The organism is Serratia sp. HNCC26DJ206, assembly GCF_057180605.1.
On the sequence record NZ_JBXUGP010000013.1, the window covers coordinates 67,960 to 93,424 of the forward strand.

Consider the following 25,465-nt stretch of genomic DNA (forward strand, 5'->3'; position numbering starts at 1 on the left):
ACTGCCGTACAGGCAGCTTAGAAAGTTGTCGTAGTACAGCTTGCGGAACGTATCGGGTTCACTGCCGTACAGGCAGCTTAGAAATGAAAGCATTGTTAAAGAAATCGACAAGGAACGTTCACTGCCGTACAGGCAGCTTAGAAAAAGTTACCCAGGAATACACGGAAATCGTAAAAGTTCACTGCCGTGCCGGCAGCTTAGAAAGTAGCCATGGGCGCGATTAAGGACCGCGATGATGTTCACTGCCGTGCAGGCAGCTTAGAAAACCGGTACGAATATGCTCCATCGTGATCAACAGTTCACTGCCGTGCAGGCAGCTTAGAAAAGTTGAACCCGGCACATTCCCGCTGGCTAATGGTTCACTGCCGCACAGGCAGCTGAAATAATGCGATAAATAGCCAACCGCCATTCTGTGGTATTCCCCGCGTTAGGGGGAATACCACAGAGAAAACATTATCCCTTCACCAGCCAATATACTGCCTCAAACGGCCGCAGCGTCATGGCCTGCGGTTGTTCTGCCGCATCTGCGTAGTTGCTCATCAGCGGTTGCCACACATCGGCCAGCTCAACCCCTGCGGCGTTCCACGCCAAGGGTTCGCGGCTCAGGTTGGCGACGACCAGCAGCCGCTGCCCGTTCCAACTGCGCTGATAGCACCATAATGCCGGGTGATCCGGGGCCAGATCCTGATAATCACCGTGCGTCAGCAGTGGATACTGTTTGCGCAGGGCGATCAGGTGGCGATAGGCATAAAATACCGAATCCTGATCCGCCAGTGCCGCTTCGGCGTTAATCTGCGGGTAATTCTCTGCGCAGGCGATCCACGGCGTGCCGCGGGTAAACCCGGCGTGGGTGCTGGTGTTCCACTGCATCGGCGTGCGGCTGTTGTCGCGCGATTTGCTGGCCAGGATCGCCAGCAGTTCGGCGTCGCTTCTGCCCTGTGCGCTCAGTTCGGCGTACATATTCAGGCTTTCCACATCACGATATTGATCGATATGGTTAAAACCAGGATTGGTCATGCCGATCTCTTCGCCCTGATAAATATACGGCGTGCCCTGCATACCATGCAGCAGCATCGCCAGCATCTTGGCGGCGGTGACGCGCAGCTCACCTTCGTCGCCAAAGCGGGAAACGATGCGCGGCTGATCGTGGTTACACCAGAACAGCGCATTCCAGGCGCGGTCGTGCATACCTTGCTGCCAGTGGCGGAAAATCTGCTTTAGCTCGACGTAATTGGGCGCTGCCAGCGTCCACTTTTGCCCGTTAGCGTAGTCCACCTTCAGGTGATGGAAGTTGAAGGTCATCGACAGTTCTTTGCCGCTGTGCGCCGCGTACTGCTGGCAGTGCTCCAGCGACGTGGAGGACATTTCGCCCACGGTCATCAGGCCGCGCGGTTGGAATACCTCACGGCTCATTTCTTGCAGAAATTCATGGATGCGTGGGCCATCGGTATAAAAACGGCGGCCATCGCCTTGGGTATCGTTGGGGAAGTCCTGCTGTTTGGACACCAGATTGATCACGTCGAGGCGCAACCCGTCGACGCCCTTATCCGCCCAGAACTGACACACTTTCTTCAGTTCTTCGCGCACCGGCGGGTGTTCCCAGTTGAGATCGGCCTGTTCGGTGGCGAACAGATGCAGGTAATACTGACCGCTTGCCGCATGCCATTGCCAGGCGTTGCCGCCGAACTTGGAGCGCCAGTTATTGGGCGGTGTATCACCTTCACCGTCGCGCCAGATATAGAACTGGCGCAGCGGGCTGTTACGATCCTGTGCCGCTTTAAACCACGGGTGCTCGGTGGAGGTATGGTTGAACACCATATCCATCACGATGCGGATGCCACGCTGGTGGGCCTGTGCCACTAACTGCTCGAAGTCTGCCAGGGTGCCATAGGCCGGATCGATGGCGCAGTAGTCGGCCACGTCGTAGCCGTTATCCACCTGCGGTGAAACATACACCGGCGTCAGCCAGATGGCGTCGATCCCCAGTTCCTGTAAATAGTCCAGCCGCTGGATAACCCCCGCCAGATCGCCATAGCCGTTACCGGTGCTGTCTTGGAAGCTCTTCGGGTAGATTTGATAGATGACACCGTTTTGCCACCAGGGGATAGGATTGCTCATCGGAACCTTAGCCTCTTTATGTATTGCCATAGGCCCACCCGCAGGCAGGCCCCTTATTGATTCAGACCGGCAATTCGCCGCGGCTGGCCTTGCGTTTGTACACCATGATGGTCAACAACAGCGGGACCACCACGGCAACCAGAATCGCCAGAGAATAGATTGCCCAGAACTGCGGTTTAATGGAGAGAATGCCCGGCAAACCGCCGACGCCGATACCGTTGGCCATCACGCCGGTCAACCCGCAGATCAGGCCCGCCATGGCTGAGCCGATCATCGCGCACAGCATTGGGAAACGGTATTTGAGGTTGATGCCGTACATCGCCGGTTCGGTGACGCCGAGGTAGGCAGAAATCGCCGCTGGGACTGAAATTTCACGCTCGTTGGCCTTGCGGCTGATAATGATGATGCCGAGCACCGCCGAAGCCTGCGCGATGTTAGAAAGCGCAATCAGCGGCCAGACCGGCGTGCCGCCCATGCTTTGGATCATCTGCATGTCGATCGCCAGCGTGGTCTGATGCACACCGGTAATCACCAGCGGCGCATACAGGAAGCCAAACAGCGCAGCGCCGATCGGCGCAAAGCTGCCGGTCATCACCGCTTTCACCGCCCAGGCTACGCCGTCGCCGATCATGCGGCCAAACGGACCGATCAGCGTATGCGCCAGGAACACCGCCAGCAGCAGAGAAACCACCGGTACCACCACCAGATACAGATAATCCGGCACGATCTTTTTCAAACGGGTTTCGATCCAGCCCAGCGTCAGGCCCGCGAGGATCGACGGGATCACCTGCGCCTGATAACCCACTTTCTGAATGGTGAACCAGCCGAAGTTCCACACTTCCGGCACCTGCTGGCCGAGCAGATAGGAGTTCATTAGCTGGGGTGAAACCAGGGTAATGCCCATCACAATGCCGAGCACCGGTGTGCCGCCCATCTTTTTCACCGTTGACCAACAGATGGCGACCGGTAGGAACATAAAGATGGCCTCACCGAGCAGCCACAGGAAATCGTAAATGGTTTTCCACGCTGGGTGCATCTGGGCCAGCGTTTGGCCGCCAGACATCGGGATATCACCGATCACGTTGCGGAAACCGAGGATCAAACCACCGCTGATTAACGCAGGCAGCAGCGGGAAGAAGATTTCGGCGAAGTGCGAGATGGCGCGCTCGGACCAGGTCATGTTCTGGCGTGCGGCCAGCTTGGCCTGTTCTTTGTTGGCTTCGTTGCCGCCGGTGGTGGCGATCAACGCCTGATAGTAATCGCCCACTTCCGGGCCAATCACCACCTGGAACTGCCCGGCGTTGGTAAAGCAGCCTTTGACCATTCGCAGCTCTTCAATAGCTTTGGGGTCGGCCTTGGCGGGATCGTTAAGCACGAAACGCAAGCGGGTAATACAGTGGCTGACGGTGGCGATATTCTCGCGGCCGCCCACCAGCACAATCAGGCGGTCAATATCCTGCTGCTGAACTTTACTCATGATGAAACCCTTTTTTAGGCGCAGAGGTGGGGATAAATAAAGCTTAGTCATTCGTGGGTTTTTATGAAATGGGAACGTTCCCATTTTGAGTTGAGGATCACAGAATGGCGAATAAAACTGCAATAGCATGAAGATAAGCTCTGGTGTTGAGCAGATTGAAGCGTTGCTCGTTCTATGGCAAAACCCGTCTTTTGCGACAAAAGACGGGTAAATTGGCTTGTTTGGTGCGGTTATTTCTGAAAAAACAGCTAACTTATTCTATTCTTTTAAGGATTTTTATCGGCACCCACCCAATGTCATTATCTGAGAGTCGCTGGCACCATAACCAGCCGTTCAGGAGTTTTATCGCCTGAAACTTATCACCTTCATCAACATCAAGCTCTTTTGCCGTATAGTCATCTTTCGCCACACCCTGGCCAGGTTTGATGCTTCGCTCTATAAGTTGTTCAGGAACCCAGCCGCCGGAATGGTTTGGTACGGTACAGAAATACCAATTATCCCAATCTTCATCACCTTCATACTTATCCCCTATAATAAGTTGAGTCCCACTTGTGAACGTTATAGGGTCTGGGTATTCACTTCGATGTTGACCAATTGCAATGAATTGCATCTTGTTTTCCATAAATAACTCACTTATCTAATTTGTTGTGCTTCAGGCCCCTAATCAGGCCAACTGGCTGGGGATAATAATCTGGCGAATACCGAGCTCACCGCTGAGCTGGCCCAGTAGCTGTTGTGCAGCCTGCTGTCCGGCGGATCCATAGCCTAGTTCGACGGAAAAAACCTCAGGGAACAGGAAGTTAAGCAACGGGGTATTGCCGATTGCGCACACCTGTATCGGTGAAGTGGGCTGCTGTTGCAGGTATTTCATCGCGCCGAGGGCGATGGTATCCGACGCGCACACCAGCGCGGTGGTGTGTGGCTCAATCACGCTGGCGGCCAGTTGGAAACCGCTCTGATAGTTCAGTTCACCGAGTGCGGCAACCGGCGGGATCTTTAACTCACGGCAGGTGTCGAGATAGGCCTGGTGGCGGCGCATCCCGGTGGTGGCGTCCGCTTCCTGCACACCGAGGTAGCTGATATGGGTATGGCCTTGCTTGCGCAACCGTTGCATAAGCAGTTTCACCGCACCGTCATCGTCGTAACAGACGGAAGAAATCCCCGGGTAGTCACGCGCCATCACCACCATTTTTTCCTGCCAGGGGGCGAGCATCGCGGCGGTCAGGCCGGTAAAGCCGAACAGGATCACCCCGTCGACATGGCGCTGTTGCAGCACATGCAGATGCTCCTGCACCAGCCGGGTTTCAAACTGGCTTTCCATTACGATCGGGTCAAAACCTTGCTGATACAACAACGGCAGCATGGTGCGCACCGCTTGGTTTTCCGATGGCGAATCCAGCCGCGAAACGATAATAGCCACCACTTTATCGCTTTGGCCGCGCATGGCCCGCGCCGACTTGGATGGCGTAAAGCCATGGCTGCGGATCACCGCTTCCACCCGTTCACGGGTTTGCGGGCTTACGCTGCCTTCGTTATTAAGCACGCGTGAGACGGTGGACTTGCCTACTCCGCTCAGGCGGGCGATATCCTTGATTGTCAGCCGGTTTTGCATGGTTTACTTACTGTTTATGTTAATAGGTCTAGACTTACAGCATACGATTTATACCCGTCACAATAGCGTATTTTTCTCAACGAATCTTTGTGCAAAACAGAATGACTGCGATTGTCGTTCACTCTTTTTATTTACCGGAGATGATTGCCCGTATGGACCCTGATCCTAGCCCCGAAAACAGCTATTCGGTTCCCCGGTAAAGCCTCTTCGCGCTGCGTGGCTGTTTTATCGGTGAAATAAACGGTAAACAGCGGCGTGTGCTTCGCAATTCGCCCCTGTTGTTAACATATAGAGCATCTGCCTAGGCGGGCGTTTTTTGGCGTGCCAAAAAGCGTTGCGGCGTGCAGATTTGCTGTTCATCCACTGTCGTGAGGCATTGGGCGACAAGGTGCGCACCATGAAATTCAAAAATATTCCCCGTCAACTGCTCGGCTTGTTTAGCCGCAGCCTACCGCGCCGCCTGGTACGGCGCGATGCCCTGCTGGCAAGCGTCAGCGGAGCGGCACATGAACTGCCCACTGGTCTGGCCCAGCAGCGCCTGGAGTGCGCGGCAGCCAGTAAAATGCAGCTTTATGAGCGCTTCAACAGCCACCCGGAAGGCATCACCGACCGCGAGGCGGAAACCGCACGCAGCCAGTTTGGTGCCAACGTAATTGAAAACCAGCAGGCCGAGACCTGGTGGCGCCACCTGTGGCACTGCTATCGCAACCCGTTCAACCTGTTGCTGACGCTGCTGGGGCTGATCTCCTACGCCACCGAAGACCTGACCGGTGCGCTGGTGATTGGCCTGATGGTGGCGATCTCCACGCTGCTGCACTTTATTCAGGAGGCCCGTTCCAACAAGGCGGCGGATGCGCTGAAAGCAATGGTGAGTAACACTGCAACGGTTTACCGCAGCGACGCGCTGACCGGCAAAAGCGCGCATGTGGAACTGCCGATTTCTCAGCTGGTGCCGGGCGATATCATCAAACTGGCCGCCGGAGATATGATCCCGGCGGATCTGCGACTGCTTTCCGCCAAGGATCTGTTCATCAGCCAGGCGGCGCTGACCGGTGAATCGCTGCCGGTAGAAAAAAGGGTTGAATCGCGTGCTCCGCTGGATTCGCCGCTGGAGTGCCAGAACCTGTGCTTTATGGGCACTAACGTGGTGAGCGGCACCGCGCTGGCGATGGTGATTGGCACCGGCCGTAATACCTACTTCGGCCAGTTGGCGCAGCGTGTGATCGGCCAGGATGAGCAGCCGAACGCCTTCCAGAGCGGCATCAGCAAAGTGAGCTGGTTGCTGATCCGCTTTATGCTGGTGATGACGCCGATCGTGCTGTTGATCAACGGCTACACCAAGGGCGATTGGTGGGAAGCCGCGCTGTTTTCGCTTTCCGTGGCGGTGGGTTTAACCCCGGAAATGCTGCCGATGATCGTCACCTCTACCCTGGCGAGGGGGGCGGTCAAACTGTCGCGCCAGAAAGTGATCGTCAAACGCTTGGATGCGATCCAGAACTTTGGTGCTATGGACATTCTGTGTACCGATAAAACCGGCACTCTGACCCAGGATAAGATCGTGCTGGAGCGCCATACCGACGTGTTTGGTGCCAATAACGAACGGGTGTTGCGCTATGCCTGGCTGAACAGCTTCTATCAGACCGGGCTGAAAAACCTGCTGGACGTGGCGGTGCTGAACTGTGCCGATGAGCACCAACAGCCGGAGTTAATGCAGCATTACCGTAAGGTGGACGAGATCCCGTTTGATTTCGAACGCCGCCGGATGTCGGTGATCGTGGAGAAAGACCAAGAGTATCACGAGCTGATCTGCAAGGGCGCTCTGGAAGAGATGCTGACGATCTGCAGCCATGTGCGGCAGGACGAAGAGGTGATCCCGCTCAGTGACGCTTTGCTGACACGCATCCGCCGCGTGACTGACGATCTCAATCAGCAGGGGTTGCGCGTAGTGGCCGTCGCCAACAAGATCCTGCCAGCGGCAGAATATGAATATGGCGTGCTGGATGAAGCGGATCTGATCCTCGAAGGGTATATCGCTTTCCTCGATCCGCCGAAAGAGAGCACGGCTCCGGCATTGGCAGCGCTGAAACAGAACGGCGTCACCGTTAAGATCCTCACCGGTGATAATGAGCTGGTGGCGGCCAAAGTGTGCAAAGACGTTGGCCTGGCGGCGGATCAGGTGCTGCTTGGCCGCGACGTTGAACGGATGAATGATGAAGAACTGACTCAGGCGGCGGTGCGCACCACGCTCTTCGCCAAGCTGACGCCGTTGCACAAAGAGCGCATTGTGCAACTGCTGCGCAAGCAAGGGCATGTGGTCGGCTTTATGGGGGATGGCATCAACGATGCTCCGGCGCTGCGGGCGGCGGATATCGGGATCTCTGTGGATTCGGCGGTGGATATCGCCAAAGAAGCGGCAGATATCATCCTGCTGGAAAAGAGCCTGATGGTGCTGGAACAGGGGGTGATCGAAGGCCGTCGCACCTTTGCCAACATGCTGAAATACATCAAGATGACCGCCAGCTCCAACTTCGGCAACGTGTTTAGCGTGCTGATTGCCAGCGCCTTTTTACCTTTCTTGCCGATGCTGCCGCTGCACTTGCTGATCCAGAACCTGATGTACGATATTTCACAGATCGCCATTCCGTTCGACAACGTGGACGACGATCAGATCACTAAACCGCAGCGTTGGAACTCCGGCGATCTGGGGCGCTTTATGGTGTTCTTCGGGCCGATCAGCTCGATCTTTGACGTTTTGACCTTTTGCCTGCTGTGGTTTGTGTTCAAAGCCAATACGCCAGGAATGCAGACGCTGTTCCAATCTGGCTGGTTTGTGGAGGGGTTGCTGTCGCAGACGCTGATCGTCCATATGATCCGCACGCGCAAAATCCCGTTTATCCAGAGCCGCCCTTCCTGGCCGCTGTGCGTGATGACGCTGGCGGTGATCGCCACCGGTATCGGCCTGACCTTCTCGCCGCTGGCCGGTTTTCTGCAATTGCAGGCGTTGCCGCTGAGTTACTTCCCATGGCTGGTGCTGATTTTGGCCGGTTACATGGTGTTGACCCAGTGCGTGAAAGGCTGGTTTGTGCGCCGTTATGGCTGGCAGTAATTTTTGTGGGGAAATCATACATCAATGGCTAAAGGAGTCGCCCCCTCTCCCTGTGGGAGAGGGCCGGGGTGAGGGGCTTGTAGTGCGGTGCTCGTCTCCTCTCCCCAAGGGAATGGGTTAGCCTTAACTGACAAGCATTAGGGCTAGATGTCCCCCCTTAGATACGATAGAGCAAATCGGCATAAATCTCGGTCAGCGCTCCGCCCGGCGCGAACTGCTTTTTGATCCACTGGGTAACCTGCCCGGTTGCCGCATGCTGCGTGGCCAACAACATGCGGGAATCCTGCCGTGGGTTATGAATGTTGCGGATCACCAGAACCCCTTCGGTCACCGCCTCACGCACCATATATTCCGGCAGAAAACCAATCCCTTCGCCCAAAATCTGACACTGGCACTTGGTGTTAAAATCCGGCACCAGAATCGCTTCCTGGCCGTGTAACAACCAGCCCACTTTTTTATTGATGGTATGCGCGGTGTCTTCCACCATGATGTTCGGATACAGCCGCAACTGGCTCTCGGATATCGGTTCCGGCATAAACGCCAGCGGGTGATCGGGCGCAATGGCGAACACCCAACGGATGGCACCAATTTCGGTGTAATCAATCCCACCGCCATCCAGCAGGGTATCCGGTGCGCCAATCGCGACATTGGCGTGATGAGTAATGATGGAATCCCAAACGCCGTTGTACACCTCGGTGGTCACCGTGATATGGCAGGTAGGGAACTGCTTTTTTAATACCTGCAACAGCCGGGCGGTATGGCGTGGGGTATAGAGCAACTGATTAATGCAGATGCGCACCCGCGCCTCAATGCCCTGCGAGATGGTATCAATGCCGCGCTTGATGGCGTGAAAATCGTTCAGCAGATCGGTGGCCTTACGGTAGAAATAGAAGCCGGATTCGGTGAGCTCAATGCTGCGGGTGTTGCGGTTAAACAGCACCACATCCAGCCCGGTTTCCATGCGCTTGATGGTGTAGCTGATGGCCGATGTTGTCAGGCCCAGTTCTTCGGCCGCTTTGCTGAAGCTGCCGAAGCGCGCCGTGGTGGTAAAAGCCAGCAGGTTCTCTTCGGTAAAAATGGAATTCATGCGTTGGGCTCCGAATTCATCCCACCTGATGGTGGTGACCGAAGAAGGGGAAATCCACTCCGGCCGCAGGGTTGAATGTATTGGTAATTCTCCTGATGGGCAACCAGTATTGAACGGAATTTAACACTGGCGTTACAACTGATTTGAAGAGAGTCACACTTCTGATGATTTGTTGAAAGCCTGATGTAGCAAGCGATAAAAGCCAGTTTATCGCAGAGGCGTTTCCCCTGAATAAACAGTGAAAACGCCAGAGAAAGCCTGCGCTGCCGCACATTTTGCCCTGATTGTTGAAAACCATTCAATAATGCTTCCCTTTGCGATGAATGATTTTTAAGCGGATGTTTTTCTTCTGCGTCTGTTGCTATTCTCAGTAGCAATGAAAAGTATCAGAAGCCCACAAGAAAAGAGGGAGCCAAAATATGCCAGAGCAAGAATTGATAAGCGCATTTCTTTTTGCTGCGGAACAGGGCGATAGTGATGCACTGAAAAAATGCTTGGCTAATGGTGTGGATATTAATACCACCAATCGCCAAGGCAGAACCGCTATTACGCTAGCCAGCTTGAATAAACATTACGACTGCGTGGCATTATTAATCTCCGCCGGTGCGGATGTTGATAAGCAGGATCAAACCTGTTTTAATCCTTTCCTGATTAGCTGTTTAAATAATGATTTAACACTATTGCGTTTGGTATTGCCCGCCAAACCAGATTTGGATCGTTTAACCCGTTTCGGTGGCGTAGGGATCACCCCCGCCAGTGAAAAAGGCCACGTTGAAATTGTGCGCGAATTATTAACGCGCACCGATATCAACGTCAACCACACCAATTTTGTCGGCTGGACGCCGTTGCTGGAAGCGATTGTGCTTAATGATGGCGGGGCCAAACAGCAGGAAATTGTCAAATTACTGCTCGATCACGGCGCCAATCCCCATATGACCGATAAATATGGTAAGTCGCCGCTGACGCTGGCGCGTGAAAAAGGCTATCACCAGATTGCAGAACTGCTGGTTGCTGCTGGCGCATAATATACCCGTCATACTTCAAGTTGCTTGGGTGTTGGCTGCCTTCACTCACCCTAGTCACTTACTTGAGTAAGCTCTTGGGGATTCGTTCAGTTGCCGCCTGCAAGCAACTCGAATTATTTTGGGTATCAAGGAGAAACGCTATCGCACCGCCACTCAGGCAGTGCATCACAGCGCTATCGGCGGAGGGGGCTTTCCCCCGCCAGCGGCTAAGCGGGCAGGTCGAACAGGTGTTTTCCCGCGCGGTAAACCTGTTCGTTCCAGAGCAGCACATGCTCTATACGTTATTAAGTGATGAGTACGATAACGCCCCCAATAGCTGCCGAATAGCGCTCAGGCACTGCGATAAGGTATTTAGCCCCGGTGAACGGGTACAGTTTTCTCCGGGCGGTATTGAAATTGGTCAGGATAAATGGATTGATTTTTCCCACTGCCAGTTATGGCAACAGCCTGAGCACTGTTTAACGGCTGAAAGCATTAAATATATTGATTGGCAGCGATGGGGGGAATGGATTAATCAGCACGCAATATCCGGCAATTCACTTTTTCATTATCGTGGTGACAATATATTTCATCAGGAGATAGCCAGGTTATTACAGCGTCATCGTGAAGCATTATTAATGGCAATGCGGCGGAATAAAATTCCTGACGAAGCAATATATTCCCTTATTGGCTTAGGGATTGGTTTAACGCCTTCCGGTGATGATTATCTGGTTGGGCTTTGCGTGATATTACTTATTCTTGGCCACCCGGCGCAACATTATCGCGAGAATTTTCTCGCCGCGCTGGAAAAGGCGAAAGAAAAAACCACGCTGTTGAGCGCAATCACTTTAGCGGAGGCAATCAATCAGCGCTATCGGCAGGTTATTAGCAACCTGATAACCCAAATAGTGCATGACGATCGCCACCTTATTATTCACACCATTAACGAGATTAAACAGATCGGCTCAAGTTCAGGTTACGACATGCTGCATGGCATGGCGGATGCCTGCCTCTTGACCTCATATTTTGGAGAAAAATATGCCCATCAGGATCATGGTTAAAAAGAACACCTGGTTTGATTCCGTTTCGCTGATGTCGATCTCGACCAAAGCCAACCAGTTGGACGGGGTTGAACAGGCGTTTGTGGCGATGGCCACCGAGATGAACAAAGGAGTGTTACAGAACCTGGGGCTGTTAACCCCGGAGCTGGAAGAGGCCAAAAATGGCGACCTGATGATAGTCATCAAAGGGGCCAGCGAAGAGGCGAACCAAGCCACGCTGCAAGCGATTGAAGCGCTGTTCACCCATAAAGATAAAGGCACCCGGCACGAGGCGCGCTATGCCACCTTGGCCAGCGCCAAGGTCAATATCCCAGAGAGCAATCTCGCGGTGATCGCGGTAAACGGCCTGTACGCGGCGCGCGAAGCCCGCCAGGCGCTGGAGAACAATCTCAACGTGATGCTGTTCTCCGATAACGTCTCGATTGACGATGAGCTGGCGCTGAAACAGTTGGCACATGAGAAAGGGCTACTGATGATGGGGCCGGATTGCGGCACGGCGATTATCAACGGTGCGGCCCTGTGCTTTGGCAACGCGGTGCGCCGGGGCAACATCGGTATTATCGGCGCGTCCGGCACCGGCAGCCAGGAACTGAGCGTGCGCATCCATGAGTTTGGCGGCGGTATTTCGCAGTTGATTGGCACCGGCGGGCGCGATCTGAGTGAAAAGATCGGCGGCCTGATGATGCTCGACGCTTTGCAAATGCTGGAGGAAGACGACGGAACGGCGGTGATTGTGCTGATCTCCAAGCCGCCTGCGCCAGCGGTGGCGCGCAAAGTGCTGGAACTCGCCCGTGCCTGCCGCAAGCCGGTGGTGGTCTGTTTCCTCGGGCGCAATGCGCCGCCTGCAGACGAAGATGGGTTGCAGTTTGCACGCGGCACTAAAGAGGCCGCGCTAAAAGCAGTGTTGCTCACCGGTATCAAGCAAGAATCGCTCGATCTCCACCCGCTCAACTGGCCGCTGATTGAAGAAGTGCGCGCCAAACTGACGCCGCAGCAAAAATATATTCGCGGGCTGTTCTGTGGTGGCACTTTGTGTGACGAGGCGATGTTTGCCGCCCTGGAAAAATACGCTGATGTTTACAGCAATATCCAACCCGACCCGGCGATGCGCCTGAAAGATCTGAATAAGAGCGTAGCGCATACCTTCCTCGATTTTGGCGATGATGATTTCACCAACGGCAAACCACACCCGATGATCGACCCGACTAACCGTATCAGCCGCCTGCTGCAAGAGGCGCGCGATCCTGAAGTTGGCGTGATCGTGCTGGATTTTGTGCTCGGCTTTGGTGCTCACCAGGATCCGGTGGGGGTGATGATCGAGGCGATCAAAGAGGCCAAGGCGATTGCCGCCCGCGAGCAACGGCCACTGGAGATCCTCGGCTATGTGCTGGGGACCGATCTTGATACGCCATCGCTGCAACAGCAATGCCAGATGCTCACGGACGCGGGCGTGATCTGGGCGAGCAGCAGCACCAATACCGGGTTACTGGCGCGTGAATTTGTCTGCAAAGGGGAGAAAGCCTGATGAGCCATACATTATTTAACCAGCCGTTGAATGTGATCAACGTTGGCCTGGCGATGTTCAGTGACGATCTTAAAAAACAGCATGTGCCGGTGACCCATCTCGACTGGACGCCGCCGGGGCAGGGCAACGTGGCGGTGATCGAAGCGCTGGATCAGATCGCCTCGCCAGATCTTGCCGACAAGATCGCGGCGGCAAACCAACTGGCGTTGGAACGCATTATTCAGTCGCACCCGGTGCTGGTGGGTTACGACCAGGCGATTAACGTGGTACCGGGCATGACCCGCCACACCATTTTGCACGCCGGCCCGCCGATTAGCTGGGAAAAGATGTGCGGCGGCATGAAAGGGGCAGTGACCGGGGCGCTGGTGTTTGAAGGATTGGCGGCCAATCTGGACGATGCGGCCAAGCTGGCGGCCTCTGGCGAGATCGTCTTCTCGCCGTGCCACGAGCATGACTGCGTGGGTTCGATGGCGGGCGTCACTTCTGCGTCAATGTTTATGCACATCGTCGAGAACAAAACCTACGGCAACCGTGCTTATACCAATATGAGCGAGCAGATGGCGAAGATCCTGCGCATGGGGGCCAACGACCAGAGCGTGATTGACCGCCTGAACTGGATGCGTGATGTGCAAGGCCCGATGCTGCGGGATGCCATGAAGCTGGCGGGGGAGATCGACCTGCGGCTGATGCTGGCCCAGGCGCTGCATATGGGCGACGAGTGCCATAACCGCAACAACGCGGGCACTGCGCTGCTGATCCAGGCGCTGACGCCGTGGATTATTCAGACCGGTTACCCGGTGGAGCAGCAGCGTGAGGTATTCGATTTTGTCGCCAGCAGTGATTACTTCTCCGGCCCGACCTGGATGGCGATGTGCAAAGCGGCGATGGATGCGGCGCACGGCATTGAGTACAGCACCGTGGTCACCACCATGGCGCGTAACGGCGTGGAGTTTGGCCTGCGCATCAGCGGGTTGCCCGGCCAGTGGTTTACCGGCCCGGCGCAGCAGGTGATCGGCCCGATGTTTGCCGGGTATAAAGCGGAAGACTCCGGGCTGGATATCGGCGACAGCGCAATTACCGAAACCTACGGCATTGGCGGCTTTGCTATGGCGACCGCGCCAGCGATTGTCGCGCTGGTGGGCGGCACGGTGGATGAGGCGATCGATTTCTCCCGCCAGATGCGCGAGATCACCCTGGGCGAAAACCCCAATGTCACCATTCCACTGTTGTCGTTTATGGGGATCCCGACGGCGATCGATATCACCAAGGTCGGCAGCAGCGGCATTCTGCCGGTGATTAACACCGCCATCGCGCACAAAGACGCGGGGATCGGCATGATTGGCGCCGGTATTGTGCATCCGCCGTTTGCCTGTTTTGAGCAGGCGTTACTGGCTTATCGCGATCGCTACTGCCAATAACCCCGTCGTCTTTCAAGCCGCAGCGTTGTTACCTGCGCTAACTCACCCCAGTCACTTACCTGAGTAAGCTCCTGGGGATGAGTTAGCTTGGTGCCTGGCTGCAACTTGAAAAACAATAACAGGGGCTATAGCCCCAAGGTAGCAAACCAACACCAGAACCAGAATGTTGTTCACCTGCAGGACCGATAGCGATCCCGTGGATCGTAGAGCGTGTTTTAACGACCTGTGAAGGACAGTCCATGAACAGAATAAAATTAGAGTGGAAACGCGGTGACTGGGCGGCCTATTTCGGGCTGATGACCAATAACCTGACCAACCTGCTCACCATGATGGGGTTGCTCATCTTTGTGGTGGGTATTCCGAAAGAGATTGTTTACGGGCGCATCGCTCCGGCCTTTGGGCTGGCGGTGCTGATGGCCAGCATCTGCTACACCTGGTTTGGCCTACAGATGGCGCGCCAGACCGGGCGTACGGATGTGACCGCGCTGCCGTCCGGCCCCAGCGCACCGTCGATCTTTACCGTGACCTTTCTGGTGCTGATGCCGGTTTATCAGCAGACCGGTGATGCCAACTTCGCTATTCAGATCGGCCTGGTGTGGTGCTTTGTCGAAGCGCTGATCCTGGTGGGCGGTTCATTCCTCGGCGAAACCATCCGCAAGATGATCCCGCGTACCGTGCTGCTCTCCTGCCTGTCTGGCCTGGGGCTGTTGCTGCTGGCGATGAACCCGATGTTACAGGCGTTCGAAGCGCCCACCGTTTCGTTTATCGTGCTGCTGCTGATCTTTATCAACTGGTTTGGCAAAAAGCCGATCTTCGCGCGTATTCCCACCGGTTTACTGCTGCTGCTGGCCGGTACCGCGCTGGCGTGGATCTCTGGCCTGCAAAGCCCGGAAGCGATTAAAGCGTCGATGTCTTCCTTTGGTTTCAACCCGCCAGGCGTGCACGTTGACAGTTTCCTGCAAGGCTTACCGCACGCGCTGCCGTACCTGGCTTCCGCCGTTCCTCTGGGCTTGGCGAACTACATCTTTGACCTGGAGAACATCGAGAGCGCGCACGCGGCGGGGGACAACTACAACACCCGTAAAGTGATGATGGCCAACGGCCTCTCCTCAATGCTCGGTTGCCTGATGGGCAACCCGTTCCCGGTGACCGTTTACGTGGGTCACGCGGGTTGGAAAGCGATGGGGGCCAGCATTGGCTACACGCTGGCTTCCGGCGTCACCATGTTTATCGTGCCGTTGTTCGGGCTGGGGGCCTTTATGCTGGCGGTGATCCCGATGACCGCGATTGTGCCGATTCTGGTATTTATCGGTGTGGTGACCGCCAACCAAGTGGTGAGGGAAACGCCGAAAGCGGAGGTGCCGGTGATCTTTATCTGCCTGTTCCCGTGGATTGCCAACTGGGCGCTGACCATGGTCAACAGCGTGATGGCGGCGGCGGGCACCTCGGCCGCCAAGCTTGGTGCTGAGGTACTGCACAGCAAGGGCGTGTACTACCAGGGGCTGGTGCATTTGGGTAACGGCGCGCCGCTTGCCAGTATGCTGTGGGGCTGTATCGCCATTTTCGCCATCATTAACAAACCGCTGCGCGGTGCGGTGGCGGCAGCAACTGGCGCGCTGCTGGCGTTATTCGGCGTGATCCACTCACCGATGGTCGGCTTTGCGGGGGGCAACTCGTTACTGTTCGTGGTGGCCTATCTGATGATGGCGGGCATGTTTGTGGTGAAACATTTCCTCGATAGCCGCGAAGAGGCCCCTGCTGTAGCGCCGGAGCCCAGTAAAACTGTGTAACTTCAGTGAGTTCCCCTCACCCCGTGGGAGAGGGGGCCGTTAGGGGTTGTGGTTGGTACAGGCGTCAATTTGTGGCACGTTCAACCCCCTCTCCCTGGGGAAGATCACCCGGCCCTACCTTGAACGGATAGGCAGCATTTCTTACCGGATAACGCAGATGAAAGAACTTGTGGTGGTTGCCATCGGTGGCAACAGTATTATCAAAGACAACGCCAGCCAGTCGGTTGAACATCAGACCGAGGCGGTGAAAGCGGTGGCCGAATCGGTGCTGGAGATGCTGGCAGCGGATTATGACATCGTGCTCACCCACGGCAACGGCCCGCAGGTGGGGCTGGAATTACGCCGCGCGGAGATTGCGCATGAGTACGGAGGATTGCCGCTCACTCCGCTGGCCAACTGCGTGGCGGATACTCAGGGCGGCATCGGCTATCTTATTCAGCAGGCGCTCAACAACCGGCTGGCACAGCGTGGTGAGCAGAAAGCGGTAACGGTGGTGACCCAGGTGGAAGTGGATAAAAATGATCCCGGCTTTATGCGCCCCACCAAGCCGATCGGGGCATTCTTTAGTGCTGAACAGCGCGATGCTTTACAGCAGCAACAGCCGAGCTGGCGTTTTGTGGAAGATGCTGGGCGCGGTTATCGCCGGGTAGTGGCTTCGCCGGAGCCCAAACGGATTATCGAAGCCGACGCTATTAAAGCATTGGCACAGCAGGGATTTGTGGTGATTGGCGTCGGTGGTGGCGGTATTCCGGTGATCCGCAATCCGCAGGGGGATTATCAGAGCGTGGACGCAGTGATCGATAAAGATCTCTCGACCGCGCTGCTGGCCCGGGAGATCCGTGCAGATGTTTTAGTGATCACCACCGGCGTGGAGAAGGTGTGCATTCACTTCGGCAAGCCGAATCAGCGCGAGCTTGATCGGGTGAATGTGGCAGAGATGAACCGCTACATGGCGGAAGGGCATTTTCCTCCCGGCAGTATGCTGCCGAAGATTGCGGCCAGCCTGGCGTTTTTACAGGATGGTGGAAAACGCGTGGTGATCACCACGCCGGATTGTTTGCCCGCCGCATTGCGCGGTGAAACCGGTACCCATATCGTCAACCTCTGAAAGGGAAGAACAGATGAATGAGAATAAAAGCCGTCGTGAGTTTTTAAGCCGCAGCGGCAAAGTGGCTGCCGCCTGTGCGTTTTTGAGCGCGGCCAGCTCGGTCAGTTATGCAGCTACTACCAAAACGGCCGAGGCGGAGGCACCGATGAAAATTACCGACCCGCACTATTATTTGGATAACGTGCGGTTGGAAGCGGGCTTTGAGTTTGAAGGGGCGACCCCGGTCAGCACCCGTACTGAACTGAAAACCCTGGAGATCAACCAAGGCAAAATTGTTGCTCTGCGCGATAACCGCCAGCACCCGGACAGCACGCTACCGGCGTATGATGCTGGCGGTAAGCTGATGTTGCCCGCGATGCGCGATATGCATATCCACCTGGACAAAACCTTTTACGGCGGCCCGTGGCGTGCGCTCAATCGCCCGGCGGGTACTACCATCAAGGATATGATCGTGCTGGAGCAGAAATTGCTGCCCGAGCTGCAACCTTTTACCCAAGAGCGGGCAGAAAAGCTGATCGACCTGATTCAGTCATTCGGTTCCACCACCGCCCGCAGCCATTGCAACGTTGAACCCACCTCGGGGCTGAAGAACCTGGAAAACCTGCAAGCGGTGTTGGCGCGCCGTCAGTCTGGTTTCAGCTGTGAGATTGTGGCTTTTCCACAGCATGGCCTGCTGTTCTCCAAGTCTGAATCATTGATGCGCGAAGCGATGCAGGCGGGGGCCCACTATGTGGGCGGGCTGGACCCGACCAACGTTGATGGAGCGATGGAAAAGTCTCTGGACACCATGTTCCAGATCGCGCTGGACTACAACAAAGGCGTGGATATCCATCTGCATGAAACCAGCCCGGCGGGGATGGCGGCGGTGAATTATATGTTGAGCACCGTGGAGAAAACCCCGCAGTTGAAAGGCAAGCTGACCATCAGCCACGCCTTTGCGCTGGCAACGCTCAATGAGCAGCAGGTCGATGAAGTAGCAGCCCGCATGGCGGCGCAACAGGTGACGATCGCCAGCTCGGTGCCGATCGGCACGCTGCATATGCCACTTAGCCAGTTGCGCGACAAGGGGGTGTTCGTGATGACCGGCACCGACAGCGTGATCGATCATTGGTCGCCGTATGGTCTGGGGGACATGCTGGAAAAGGCCAACCTTTATGCCCAACTCTACATTCGCCCGAACGAGAAAACCCTGTCGCGCGCGCTGGCGGTGGCTACCGGCGATGTGCTGCCGCTGAACGATAAAGGCGAGCGCGTATGGCCAAAAGCCCAGGACGACGCCAGCTTTGTGCTGGTGGACGCCTCCTGTTCCGCCGAGGCGGTGGCGCGGATTTCGCCGAGAACCGCCACCTTCCACAAGGGGGAGATGGTGTGGGGGCGAGTTGGGCAGGGCAGCAAAGCCTGATAGCTACACCTTCTCTATGAATAGGGGTTGGAGTAAGGGACAACATCGCCACCTTCCCAATCCCTAAATCCATCTGTGATCCACCCCCCTTTTTTGCCCTCGCGGTTGGACATCCCCACGCCGCTCGGTCTTTATCTACCTCTTTGGTTATTTTGATTTTTTTCCTTTGAGGAATTTCTGATGCACAAACCCTTCAGTTATACGCTACTGGCTGCTTCGCTGTTATTTTCCCTCAATGCCGCAGCGCTGCCTGCGGGTGATTTACCGCTGATGCCTTGGCCGCAGCAGGTTGAACTAGCGCAGCCGCAAGGCAAACTGCCGCTGGATTATCGTTTAACCCTCAGCATACGGGGGGGCGATCTGGCAGAAGCTTTGCCCCGCTGGCGCGATCGTCTCGAGCGCCAAACCGGCTGGACGCTGGCACCGCAGGTGGAGCAAAACGGGGCGGCCACCATTGCTATCATCATCAAACAGCAGGTGGCACCACAGCCTATGCCGGATAGCGACGAGAGCTATCAATTGCAGGTGACGCCACAGGGCGCAACGCTCACCGCCAACACGCGTTTTGGTGCGTTGCGCGGCATGGAAACGCTGCTGCAACTGGTGCAGACCGACGGTGAGAATACCTTTATGCCGTTGGTGAACATCACCGACGTGCCGCGTTTCCCATGGCGTGGTGTGCTGCTGGATTCGGCGCGTCACTTCCTGCCGGTTACGGATATTCTGCGCCAGATCGACGGCATGGCGGCGGCAAAACTCAACGTCTTCCATTGGCACCTGACCGACGATCAGGGTTGGCGTTTTGCCTCTGAGCATTACCCCAAACTGCAACAACTGGCCAGCGATGGCCATTTTTACACCCGCGAGCAGATGCAGCAGGTGGTGGCCTATGCCACCGCACGCGGGATCCGCGTGGTGCCGGAGATCGATCTGCCCGGCCATGCTTCCACTATCGCCGTGGCTTACCCGGAGCTGATGAGCGCACCGGGGCCTTATCAGATGGAACGTGCCTGGGGTGTGCATAAGCCGACGCTCGATCCTGCCAACAGCCGGGTGTATCAGTTTATCGACAACATTATCGGCGAACTGGTGGCGATCTTCCCCGATCCTTATCTGCATATCGGCGGCGATGAAGTGGATGCCAGCCAATGGAACGAGTCGAAAAGCATTCAGGCATTTATGCAGCAGAACCAACTGGCGGATGCCCATGCGCTGCAAGCCTTCTTCAACCAGAAGCTGGAAAACATCCTCGAAAAACATCAGCGCCGCATGGTGGGGTGGGATGAGATTTATCACCCGGCCTTGCCGCATAACATTGTGATCCAATCCTGGCAGGGGCCGGACTCTTTGGGAGCCAGCGCGCAGGACGGTTATCAAGGCATTCTTTCCACCGGTTTTTACCTCGATCAGCCGCAAAGCACCGCTTACCACTACCGCAATGAGATTTTGCCGCAGCCGCTGGGCGTGGTGACGGAGGTGCGGGAGGGGGAAAACGCGCAAAGTTGGCAGTTCAGCATGCCGCGCTTTAAGGGCAGCGCGGTTGAAGGCTCTTTCACGCTGATTGAAGGCAAAGAGGGTTGGCGTGGATTTATTGATTTCAAAGGTAAATCGCGCCGTGCGGTGCAGGATATTCAGTGGCGCACGCCGGAACAGGTGACTTTCTGCCTCGACAGTTGGATGGGGGAAACGTGCCCGGTGTTGACGTTGCAGCAGGATCAATTGACCGGCTATACGCGGGTGGGCAATGTGCGTTATCCCACTACTGGCAGCCAATTGGCGGCGATCCCGACAGGTAAAATGCCGGTGGTGCCGGATGAACAGCATCAGGCCAATATTCTGGGTGGCGAAGCTGCATTCTGGGCGGAAAACATTCGCGCGCCGATCCTCGATATCAAAATGTGGCCCCGCACCTTTGCGGTGGCGGAGCGCCTGTGGTCGGCGAAAGAGGTTACCGATGAAAGCAATATGTATCAGCGGTTGGCGGCGGTGGATGCCTGGTCGGTGGTGTCCGTCGGCTTGCAGCAGCATGCTGCAACCGCGCGCGAGTTCACCCGCTTGGCTAACAGCGTGGAGATCGCGCCGTTGCAGATCCTGGCCGAAGCCGTGGAGCCGGGGCAGTATTACACTCGCAATCATCTGAAGTTCAAAGCCGATAACTATCATCAGTTCGAACCGCTAAACCGTTTTGCCGATGCGTTGCCGGCGGAAAGTGCAGCGGTGCGTGATTTGCACGCTCAGGTGGCATTGCTGCTGCAAGACAAGAATCAGCAGGCGGCAGCTCAGGCGATTCGTGCGCGTTTACAACACTGGCAGCGTAACGGTGCGCCAGTGCAGCAAGCGATCGCGGGCAACGTGGTGATGAAGGATCTGGCTCCGCTGGCGCAGGACGTTAGCGCGTTGGCCGATCTGGGGCTGATGCTGTTGGATCGCTATCAGCAAGGCAAGCCATTGAGCCAAGCCGAAGCCGAACAGGCACAACAGCAACTGGATGCCGCTGCGCAGATCCGTGATGAAGTGGTAATTGCGGCGGTGTACCCGTTGGAGGCGTTATTGCGCGGCATTACGGTACGTTAACTCTATCATTGCAGGGCTCAGCCTTGGCCCTGCAATGAGCGTTCGATACTCTCATTATCATCAAGAAATGCTGAAGCAGTCAGGTTGATAGTTAATATTTATTCCTGGCTGCGATAAAACGGGGCATAAAATAGTCGAAGGTGAGATGAATGGTGCACACGTATAGAGGGGCTAACGAGAACAGTATAAGGTCACAAATTTGTCACTCATAAAAATGAAGTTACTATCTCCTAAGGAATACATGTTAAATCTATAATCTTCGCCATTAAGCAACATAAAAGAAGGGAACATGCTCCTTAATACGTCTGCTGAGGCTGTATTTCCTGGGAGTTCGGAGACGATAGATTGACTTATCATATAGCCATTTTCGTGGCGGGCCAGAAAGAATGAGGACGCTCTGCGTATAACGGTTATCCGATGGTTAGCACTCTCTACGATGCCATCGAAGTTAACTCGCCCGCGATTTCCGTTCAAGAATAAAGAAACCCGCATCCTACTTGCTGTATGCTGATTGCCACTCACCAAGGTACCATGACAAGAAATGTTTATATTATCTGGCGACTTATTGATAAAGGCATAGTAAAGCAGAGCAAACAAAGCCAGAACAGCAAGAATGTTGGCGGTGATATATATTTTTTTCATCTTATGTCCTTCCCAATAAAATTATAAGTTATGCAGGAAGGGGGCGGGTTACTGTCTATTCGGGTATTACAGGAAACGGCGGAAGTCCGAGTGCTATAACTAAATAAGGTGATATACAGATAAGGTTTTTTTTGGCAATCGACACCTAACTCTTTAATCATTTGTATCCTTCTTGACACCTCGGGAATGAAGGTGTTGGCATAAGTGGTACACTCAGTCTCATCAGGATAGAGCGAATAATGGCTTAGCGGTGAGGATTCTGTTCCTTCCAAAGAGAGATAGAGTATCGCCGACGTCATTATCAACATGAGAATCACACAAGCCAGGAGACATTTTAGTACGGCATTCTCTTGGCTCCACCAGGATGACGGTGAGTTGGCCTGCACGAGCACGATCTCTTTATGTGGAACTTCATCAGTCAGGATCTCTGATGGGATATTGGTGGTCGTATCGATCACTTCCTCACCCAGTTTTTCCTGCACGGTAAAAATAGGATTGAGTTTAAATCCCTGCCTAGTGACCGTTAGCACCATAACTGCATATTTATTGGAGATACTTTTTAGCGCTTTACGAAGCAGGGCTATATTCTGATAGAGCGTGTTAACCGAAACGCTATGACCTTCCTCTCCCCAAACGTATTCGTAAAACTCATTCTGGGGAACGAGGCTGAAACGCTGCTCGATAAGCAGTTCCAAGCAGCGACTGGCTGGCATATTAAGGGAGATGGTAATATTTTCAGCTCCGAAAGCGACCAACTGATAGGTCTCTGGCCAAAATTCAAAACTTGAATCAATGATGTATCGCTTGCTCATGTTCCACCAGGCTAGTGAATTTATTTTTATATATCATTATGTTAAATCTCAAGTGATGTCTCAAGTTAGCGCTGACAACCTAAACAACACCAAGATTAGCCCTGTTGCTTATCATATGACGGCCACGTTATTGATATCACAGCAATATCGTGACGCTTCGTCTACAAAACAATGTGTTACCTAAGTGTAATTCAAAATGGCAGTCTCTGGTTATATCAAATGATTTTATTTTACGATTTTCATATTCCATTGTTATTTATTGATTTTAATCAAGAGAAATGCTCTGCTCCCCATAAGTATAACTATCGCTATCGTGCTGGCACAGCGTGTTGATGTGCACAGAAAGGGAGTATTCGGGGTTTACAGTGAGACGAAGGTGATGGAATAGAAGCGCATTTTTTTTTAGAAACATTTTAGATTAATGGTTTAAATAGCTTGATAAGCAGCTTTCATGTCTTTGACTCATTTTATGAATATGTCTTTACCATTTATCTTGTTTTGGCAAATCATCACGAGGTCAAACAAAATAATAGGTATATGATGTTGATTTTTATGTGTTTTTTATTTTTGATTTTAGGTTTTCTAAAAGGCTTAAATTTCTTTTAAGCGTGGTTTAGATACTTTTTAGTCTTAATTAGATATCTAAATACAACGTTTTCTCTTTCATCAGGGAAATTTCAGCGATACGATAGGCCTCATGAAAATGTCATTGTCAGTACGTTAATGTTATCAACAAGAGATATGTTGTGAAAATATTAAAATGATATGATTATAGTGTATGTATGCAGGTAAATAAATGAAGAGTAATACCTGAAAGCGAAAAAAGGTGATAGCTCTATAAAATACAGTAAAAAAGAGAAAAACGCTTACTCTATACTGCGACCAGTAATTAGATTTTAATTCTGCATATCCTTAATTTTTTCACTCTACAGCCACTATATTACTGTTTTTTTGATAAAAAATAGTAAGTAATATAATAATCTGACAAATAATTACATTAAAGTATTGGGATTGTGGCACCCAATCTTATAACAGAGAATAGTCTTAGCCAGGAGGTTATTATGGGAGTTTATAACTTTACCGTGATTATATTAATGAGCAGTGCTGAGGAGTTGAGTTTTTCAGCAAGGAGTCTGCATGTTGGATAAAAATAACCATTATGGATATTTGATAAAGTTTGATAATGGATGTTGTCTGCAAGTCGACTTATTACATCAAAACTTATTCAAAGTGACAACCACAAAAAAAGACGAGCCCAGGACTCTTTCAGTCAGGACGACCAAAATGAAGTTGCTTTGTTATCTTTTGGAGAAAGCGAACAACATTATTGTCAGCAGAGAGGAGTTACTGAGTAACGTTTGGGAAGCCAGCAGTTTAAGCTCTTCTTATCCACGACTGTTACAAGTGGTGAAAAAATTAGAAGAAGACCTCCAGTATTTAGGCGTACCTGATGATTTTATCAATTACTCCCGAGGTGAAGGTTATAGCATAACCTGTAAATATATATTAAAGCTTTATTTCAAGACAGAAGATGATTGTAGCGTTGTCAGTTAAGTAATAGCACTTTCAACGTGCCGTAGATGATAAGGAATTAACATGAAAGTAGTAAAACCACTAAACGTTGCATTGCTTGATGAGGATAAGTTCGCAAGTTTAGGTGTGAAAGAGTTACTTAAAAACGTCTATTCTCCTGTGACAAATTTGGATGTTTTTCACTCATTTAATGAGTTAGCAGAGATGCCATCCTCTGATTGGGATGTCATTATCATTGATATGAGTGGTATTGAATTCACTCTATTAGCCGTTTTTACTTGGCTGGATGAGATCTACGAGTCTCATAAGAAACGACCTAAAGTGATCTTTACACATAGGTACCCCGAAGGGCAGTTTCCGATAGCGATTCTGAAATTTTACTCTTGTAGTATTTACAATAAAGCAGAGCCAGTTTTGGCTTTGCTACGTAAAATTAATAACATACTGCACATCACAGATTCAAGACGAGTAAAAAGGCCCTATCTCACCAGAACAGAAAGAGCTGTTTTGGCGGAGCTAGCCAAGAGAAAGAGTATTAATAATTTGAGCCAAAGCAGTGGCAGAGAGCAAAAGACGTTGTATAACCATAAAAACTCAGCCTTGGCGAAGCTTGGTGTCACGTCTTCAGATCATTTTTTTGCTAATTATAACGGTGAGCAATTTTCTGCGTTAATGAAGCTTTCCTGTTTCGCTTAATGATAATCACGGGGACTTGTAAATTATTCTGTATAATTGCCAGTGCACAACGGTGATCGCTCGGACGATCACCGGACCCGAGAGTAAAACTAAAACCGCGCATTGCCCCCCATCGTCAGTTCTGTCGCCGCATCCTCCACTTTTCGATGTGCCAGATAACCCCCCACCTTTAACACATCTATGCTGGTGAATTTATTCAGTGTCACTAGCACCGCACCGCCTGTATGCCTCTTTTCAGTGTAGTGAATCTGAGTTACTGCTAACTCCTCTCCAATAGAACTTTCAGATATTCGGAGCTGCTACCCAGAGCAAAGCGCAGGGAGTAGTTGATCACTTCACCACAGTAGCGAACCTTAACAACAACCCAGTCAGGATAAACATTGGGATCGGTGAGCCTAGCAACCGGTTCGGTCATTCCGTTTAATCCGTTGTGGTGTAAAGGGGCTTTTGTAATCACGGGGCGCATTCGGTTCAATTTTGCCGGCGCGACAGAACCGCGT

The 25,465-nt window shown here is 53.3% G+C and carries 18 protein-coding genes and 1 CRISPR repeat array (1 of these 19 cut by a window edge); of the genes, 11 read left to right on the forward strand and 7 right to left on the reverse strand.

Translation table 11 applies throughout. The features are described from left to right. Positions 1 to 385: direct repeats of the CRISPR family, unit length 28 nt; unit sequence GTTCACTGCCGTACAGGCAGCTTAGAAA (it extends 1,204 nt beyond the left edge of the window). A 68-nt stretch (positions 386 to 453) separates the two neighbouring features. The 4 genes from treC to treR all read right to left on the reverse strand — a co-directional run bounded on the left by treC (position 454) and on the right by treR (position 5,207). Then, entirely contained in the window at positions 454 to 2,118 is a 1,665-nt protein-coding gene (gene treC / locus AC2A1E_RS10630) for an alpha,alpha-phosphotrehalase (protein WP_484383761.1), read from the reverse strand. A 61-nt stretch (positions 2,119 to 2,179) separates the two neighbouring features. Continuing rightward, positions 2,180 to 3,595 (reverse strand): PTS trehalose transporter subunit IIBC, encoded by a 1,416-nt coding sequence (gene treB, locus AC2A1E_RS10635; protein WP_484383710.1) that lies wholly within the window; start codon positions 3,593 to 3,595, stop codon positions 2,180 to 2,182. 253 nt (positions 3,596 to 3,848) lie between these two features. Beyond that, positions 3,849 to 4,205: an SH3 domain-containing protein gene (locus AC2A1E_RS10640; protein WP_484383711.1), complete on the reverse strand. Its 357-nt coding sequence runs from the start codon at positions 4,203 to 4,205 to the stop codon at positions 3,849 to 3,851. Between the two features lie 54 nt (positions 4,206 to 4,259). Continuing rightward, positions 4,260 to 5,207 carry a trehalose operon repressor TreR gene (gene treR, locus AC2A1E_RS10645; protein ID WP_484383712.1) on the reverse strand — a complete coding sequence of 316 codons (948 nt, stop codon included), beginning with the start codon at positions 5,205 to 5,207 and terminating at the stop codon, positions 4,260 to 4,262. Between the two features lie 397 nt (positions 5,208 to 5,604). On the opposite strand from treR, the gene mgtA reads away from it, so the two are divergent. Then, positions 5,605 to 8,313 carry a magnesium-translocating P-type ATPase gene (gene mgtA, locus AC2A1E_RS10650; RefSeq protein ID WP_484383713.1) on the forward strand — a complete coding sequence of 903 codons (2,709 nt, stop codon included), beginning with the start codon at positions 5,605 to 5,607 and terminating at the stop codon, positions 8,311 to 8,313. 157 nt (positions 8,314 to 8,470) lie between these two features. Here the strand turns inward: mgtA and AC2A1E_RS10655 are convergent, their stop codons facing one another. Beyond that, positions 8,471 to 9,400 (reverse strand): LysR substrate-binding domain-containing protein, encoded by a 930-nt coding sequence (locus tag AC2A1E_RS10655; protein ID WP_484383714.1) that lies wholly within the window; start codon positions 9,398 to 9,400, stop codon positions 8,471 to 8,473. A gap of 419 nt (positions 9,401 to 9,819) precedes the next feature. Here AC2A1E_RS10655 and AC2A1E_RS10660 point away from each other — a divergent pair, with 419 nt between their 5' ends. From AC2A1E_RS10660 to AC2A1E_RS10695, 8 genes are all read left to right on the forward strand, one after another. Then, the gene (locus AC2A1E_RS10660) at positions 9,820 to 10,425 is read left to right on the forward strand and encodes an ankyrin repeat domain-containing protein (protein WP_484383715.1); all 606 of its coding nucleotides are present in this window, start codon (positions 9,820 to 9,822) and stop codon (positions 10,423 to 10,425) included. A 74-nt stretch (positions 10,426 to 10,499) separates the two neighbouring features. Further along, the gene (locus AC2A1E_RS10665; RefSeq protein ID WP_484383716.1) at positions 10,500 to 11,465 is read left to right on the forward strand and encodes an oxamate carbamoyltransferase subunit AllH family protein; all 966 of its coding nucleotides are present in this window, start codon (positions 10,500 to 10,502) and stop codon (positions 11,463 to 11,465) included. Continuing rightward, on the forward strand, positions 11,443 to 12,990 hold the full coding sequence (gene fdrA, locus AC2A1E_RS10670) for an acyl-CoA synthetase FdrA (protein WP_484383717.1): 1,548 nt from the start codon (positions 11,443 to 11,445) through the stop codon (positions 12,988 to 12,990). The genes AC2A1E_RS10665 and fdrA overlap by 23 nt, the downstream gene beginning before the upstream one ends. Then, positions 12,990 to 14,408, forward strand: a complete 1,419-nt coding sequence (locus tag AC2A1E_RS10675; protein ID WP_484383718.1) for a YlbE family protein — start codon at positions 12,990 to 12,992, stop codon at positions 14,406 to 14,408. Before fdrA ends, AC2A1E_RS10675 begins: the two co-directional genes overlap by 1 nt. A gap of 239 nt (positions 14,409 to 14,647) precedes the next feature. Then, complete coding sequence (locus AC2A1E_RS10680) at positions 14,648 to 16,198, forward strand: xanthine permease (protein WP_484383719.1); 1,551 nt, start codon at positions 14,648 to 14,650, stop codon at positions 16,196 to 16,198. A 157-nt stretch (positions 16,199 to 16,355) separates the two neighbouring features. After that, entirely contained in the window at positions 16,356 to 17,306 is a 951-nt protein-coding gene (locus AC2A1E_RS10685; protein WP_484383720.1) for a carbamate kinase family protein, read from the forward strand. Between the two features lie 13 nt (positions 17,307 to 17,319). After that, complete coding sequence (locus tag AC2A1E_RS10690; protein ID WP_484383721.1) at positions 17,320 to 18,708, forward strand: amidohydrolase family protein; 1,389 nt, start codon at positions 17,320 to 17,322, stop codon at positions 18,706 to 18,708. A gap of 180 nt (positions 18,709 to 18,888) precedes the next feature. Further along, complete coding sequence (locus AC2A1E_RS10695; protein WP_484383722.1) at positions 18,889 to 21,282, forward strand: beta-N-acetylhexosaminidase; 2,394 nt, start codon at positions 18,889 to 18,891, stop codon at positions 21,280 to 21,282. A gap of 171 nt (positions 21,283 to 21,453) precedes the next feature. Here AC2A1E_RS10695 and AC2A1E_RS10700 read toward each other — a convergent pair whose 3' ends face one another. Both AC2A1E_RS10700 and AC2A1E_RS10705 read right to left on the reverse strand, forming a co-directional pair. Continuing rightward, positions 21,454 to 21,924 carry a hypothetical protein gene (locus AC2A1E_RS10700; RefSeq protein ID WP_484383723.1) on the reverse strand — a complete coding sequence of 157 codons (471 nt, stop codon included), beginning with the start codon at positions 21,922 to 21,924 and terminating at the stop codon, positions 21,454 to 21,456. Then, positions 21,921 to 22,736 (reverse strand): winged helix-turn-helix domain-containing protein, encoded by an 816-nt coding sequence (locus AC2A1E_RS10705; protein WP_484383724.1) that lies wholly within the window; start codon positions 22,734 to 22,736, stop codon positions 21,921 to 21,923. The genes AC2A1E_RS10700 and AC2A1E_RS10705 overlap by 4 nt, the downstream gene beginning before the upstream one ends. Before the next feature lie 1,137 nt (positions 22,737 to 23,873). Here AC2A1E_RS10705 and AC2A1E_RS10710 point away from each other — a divergent pair. Both AC2A1E_RS10710 and AC2A1E_RS10715 read left to right on the forward strand, forming a co-directional pair. Further along, on the forward strand, positions 23,874 to 24,290 hold the full coding sequence (locus AC2A1E_RS10710) for a winged helix-turn-helix domain-containing protein (RefSeq protein WP_484383725.1): 417 nt from the start codon (positions 23,874 to 23,876) through the stop codon (positions 24,288 to 24,290). 42 nt (positions 24,291 to 24,332) lie between these two features. Beyond that, positions 24,333 to 24,965: a hypothetical protein gene (locus AC2A1E_RS10715; protein ID WP_484383726.1), complete on the forward strand. Its 633-nt coding sequence runs from the start codon at positions 24,333 to 24,335 to the stop codon at positions 24,963 to 24,965. Positions 24,966 to 25,465 lie beyond the last annotated feature (500 nt).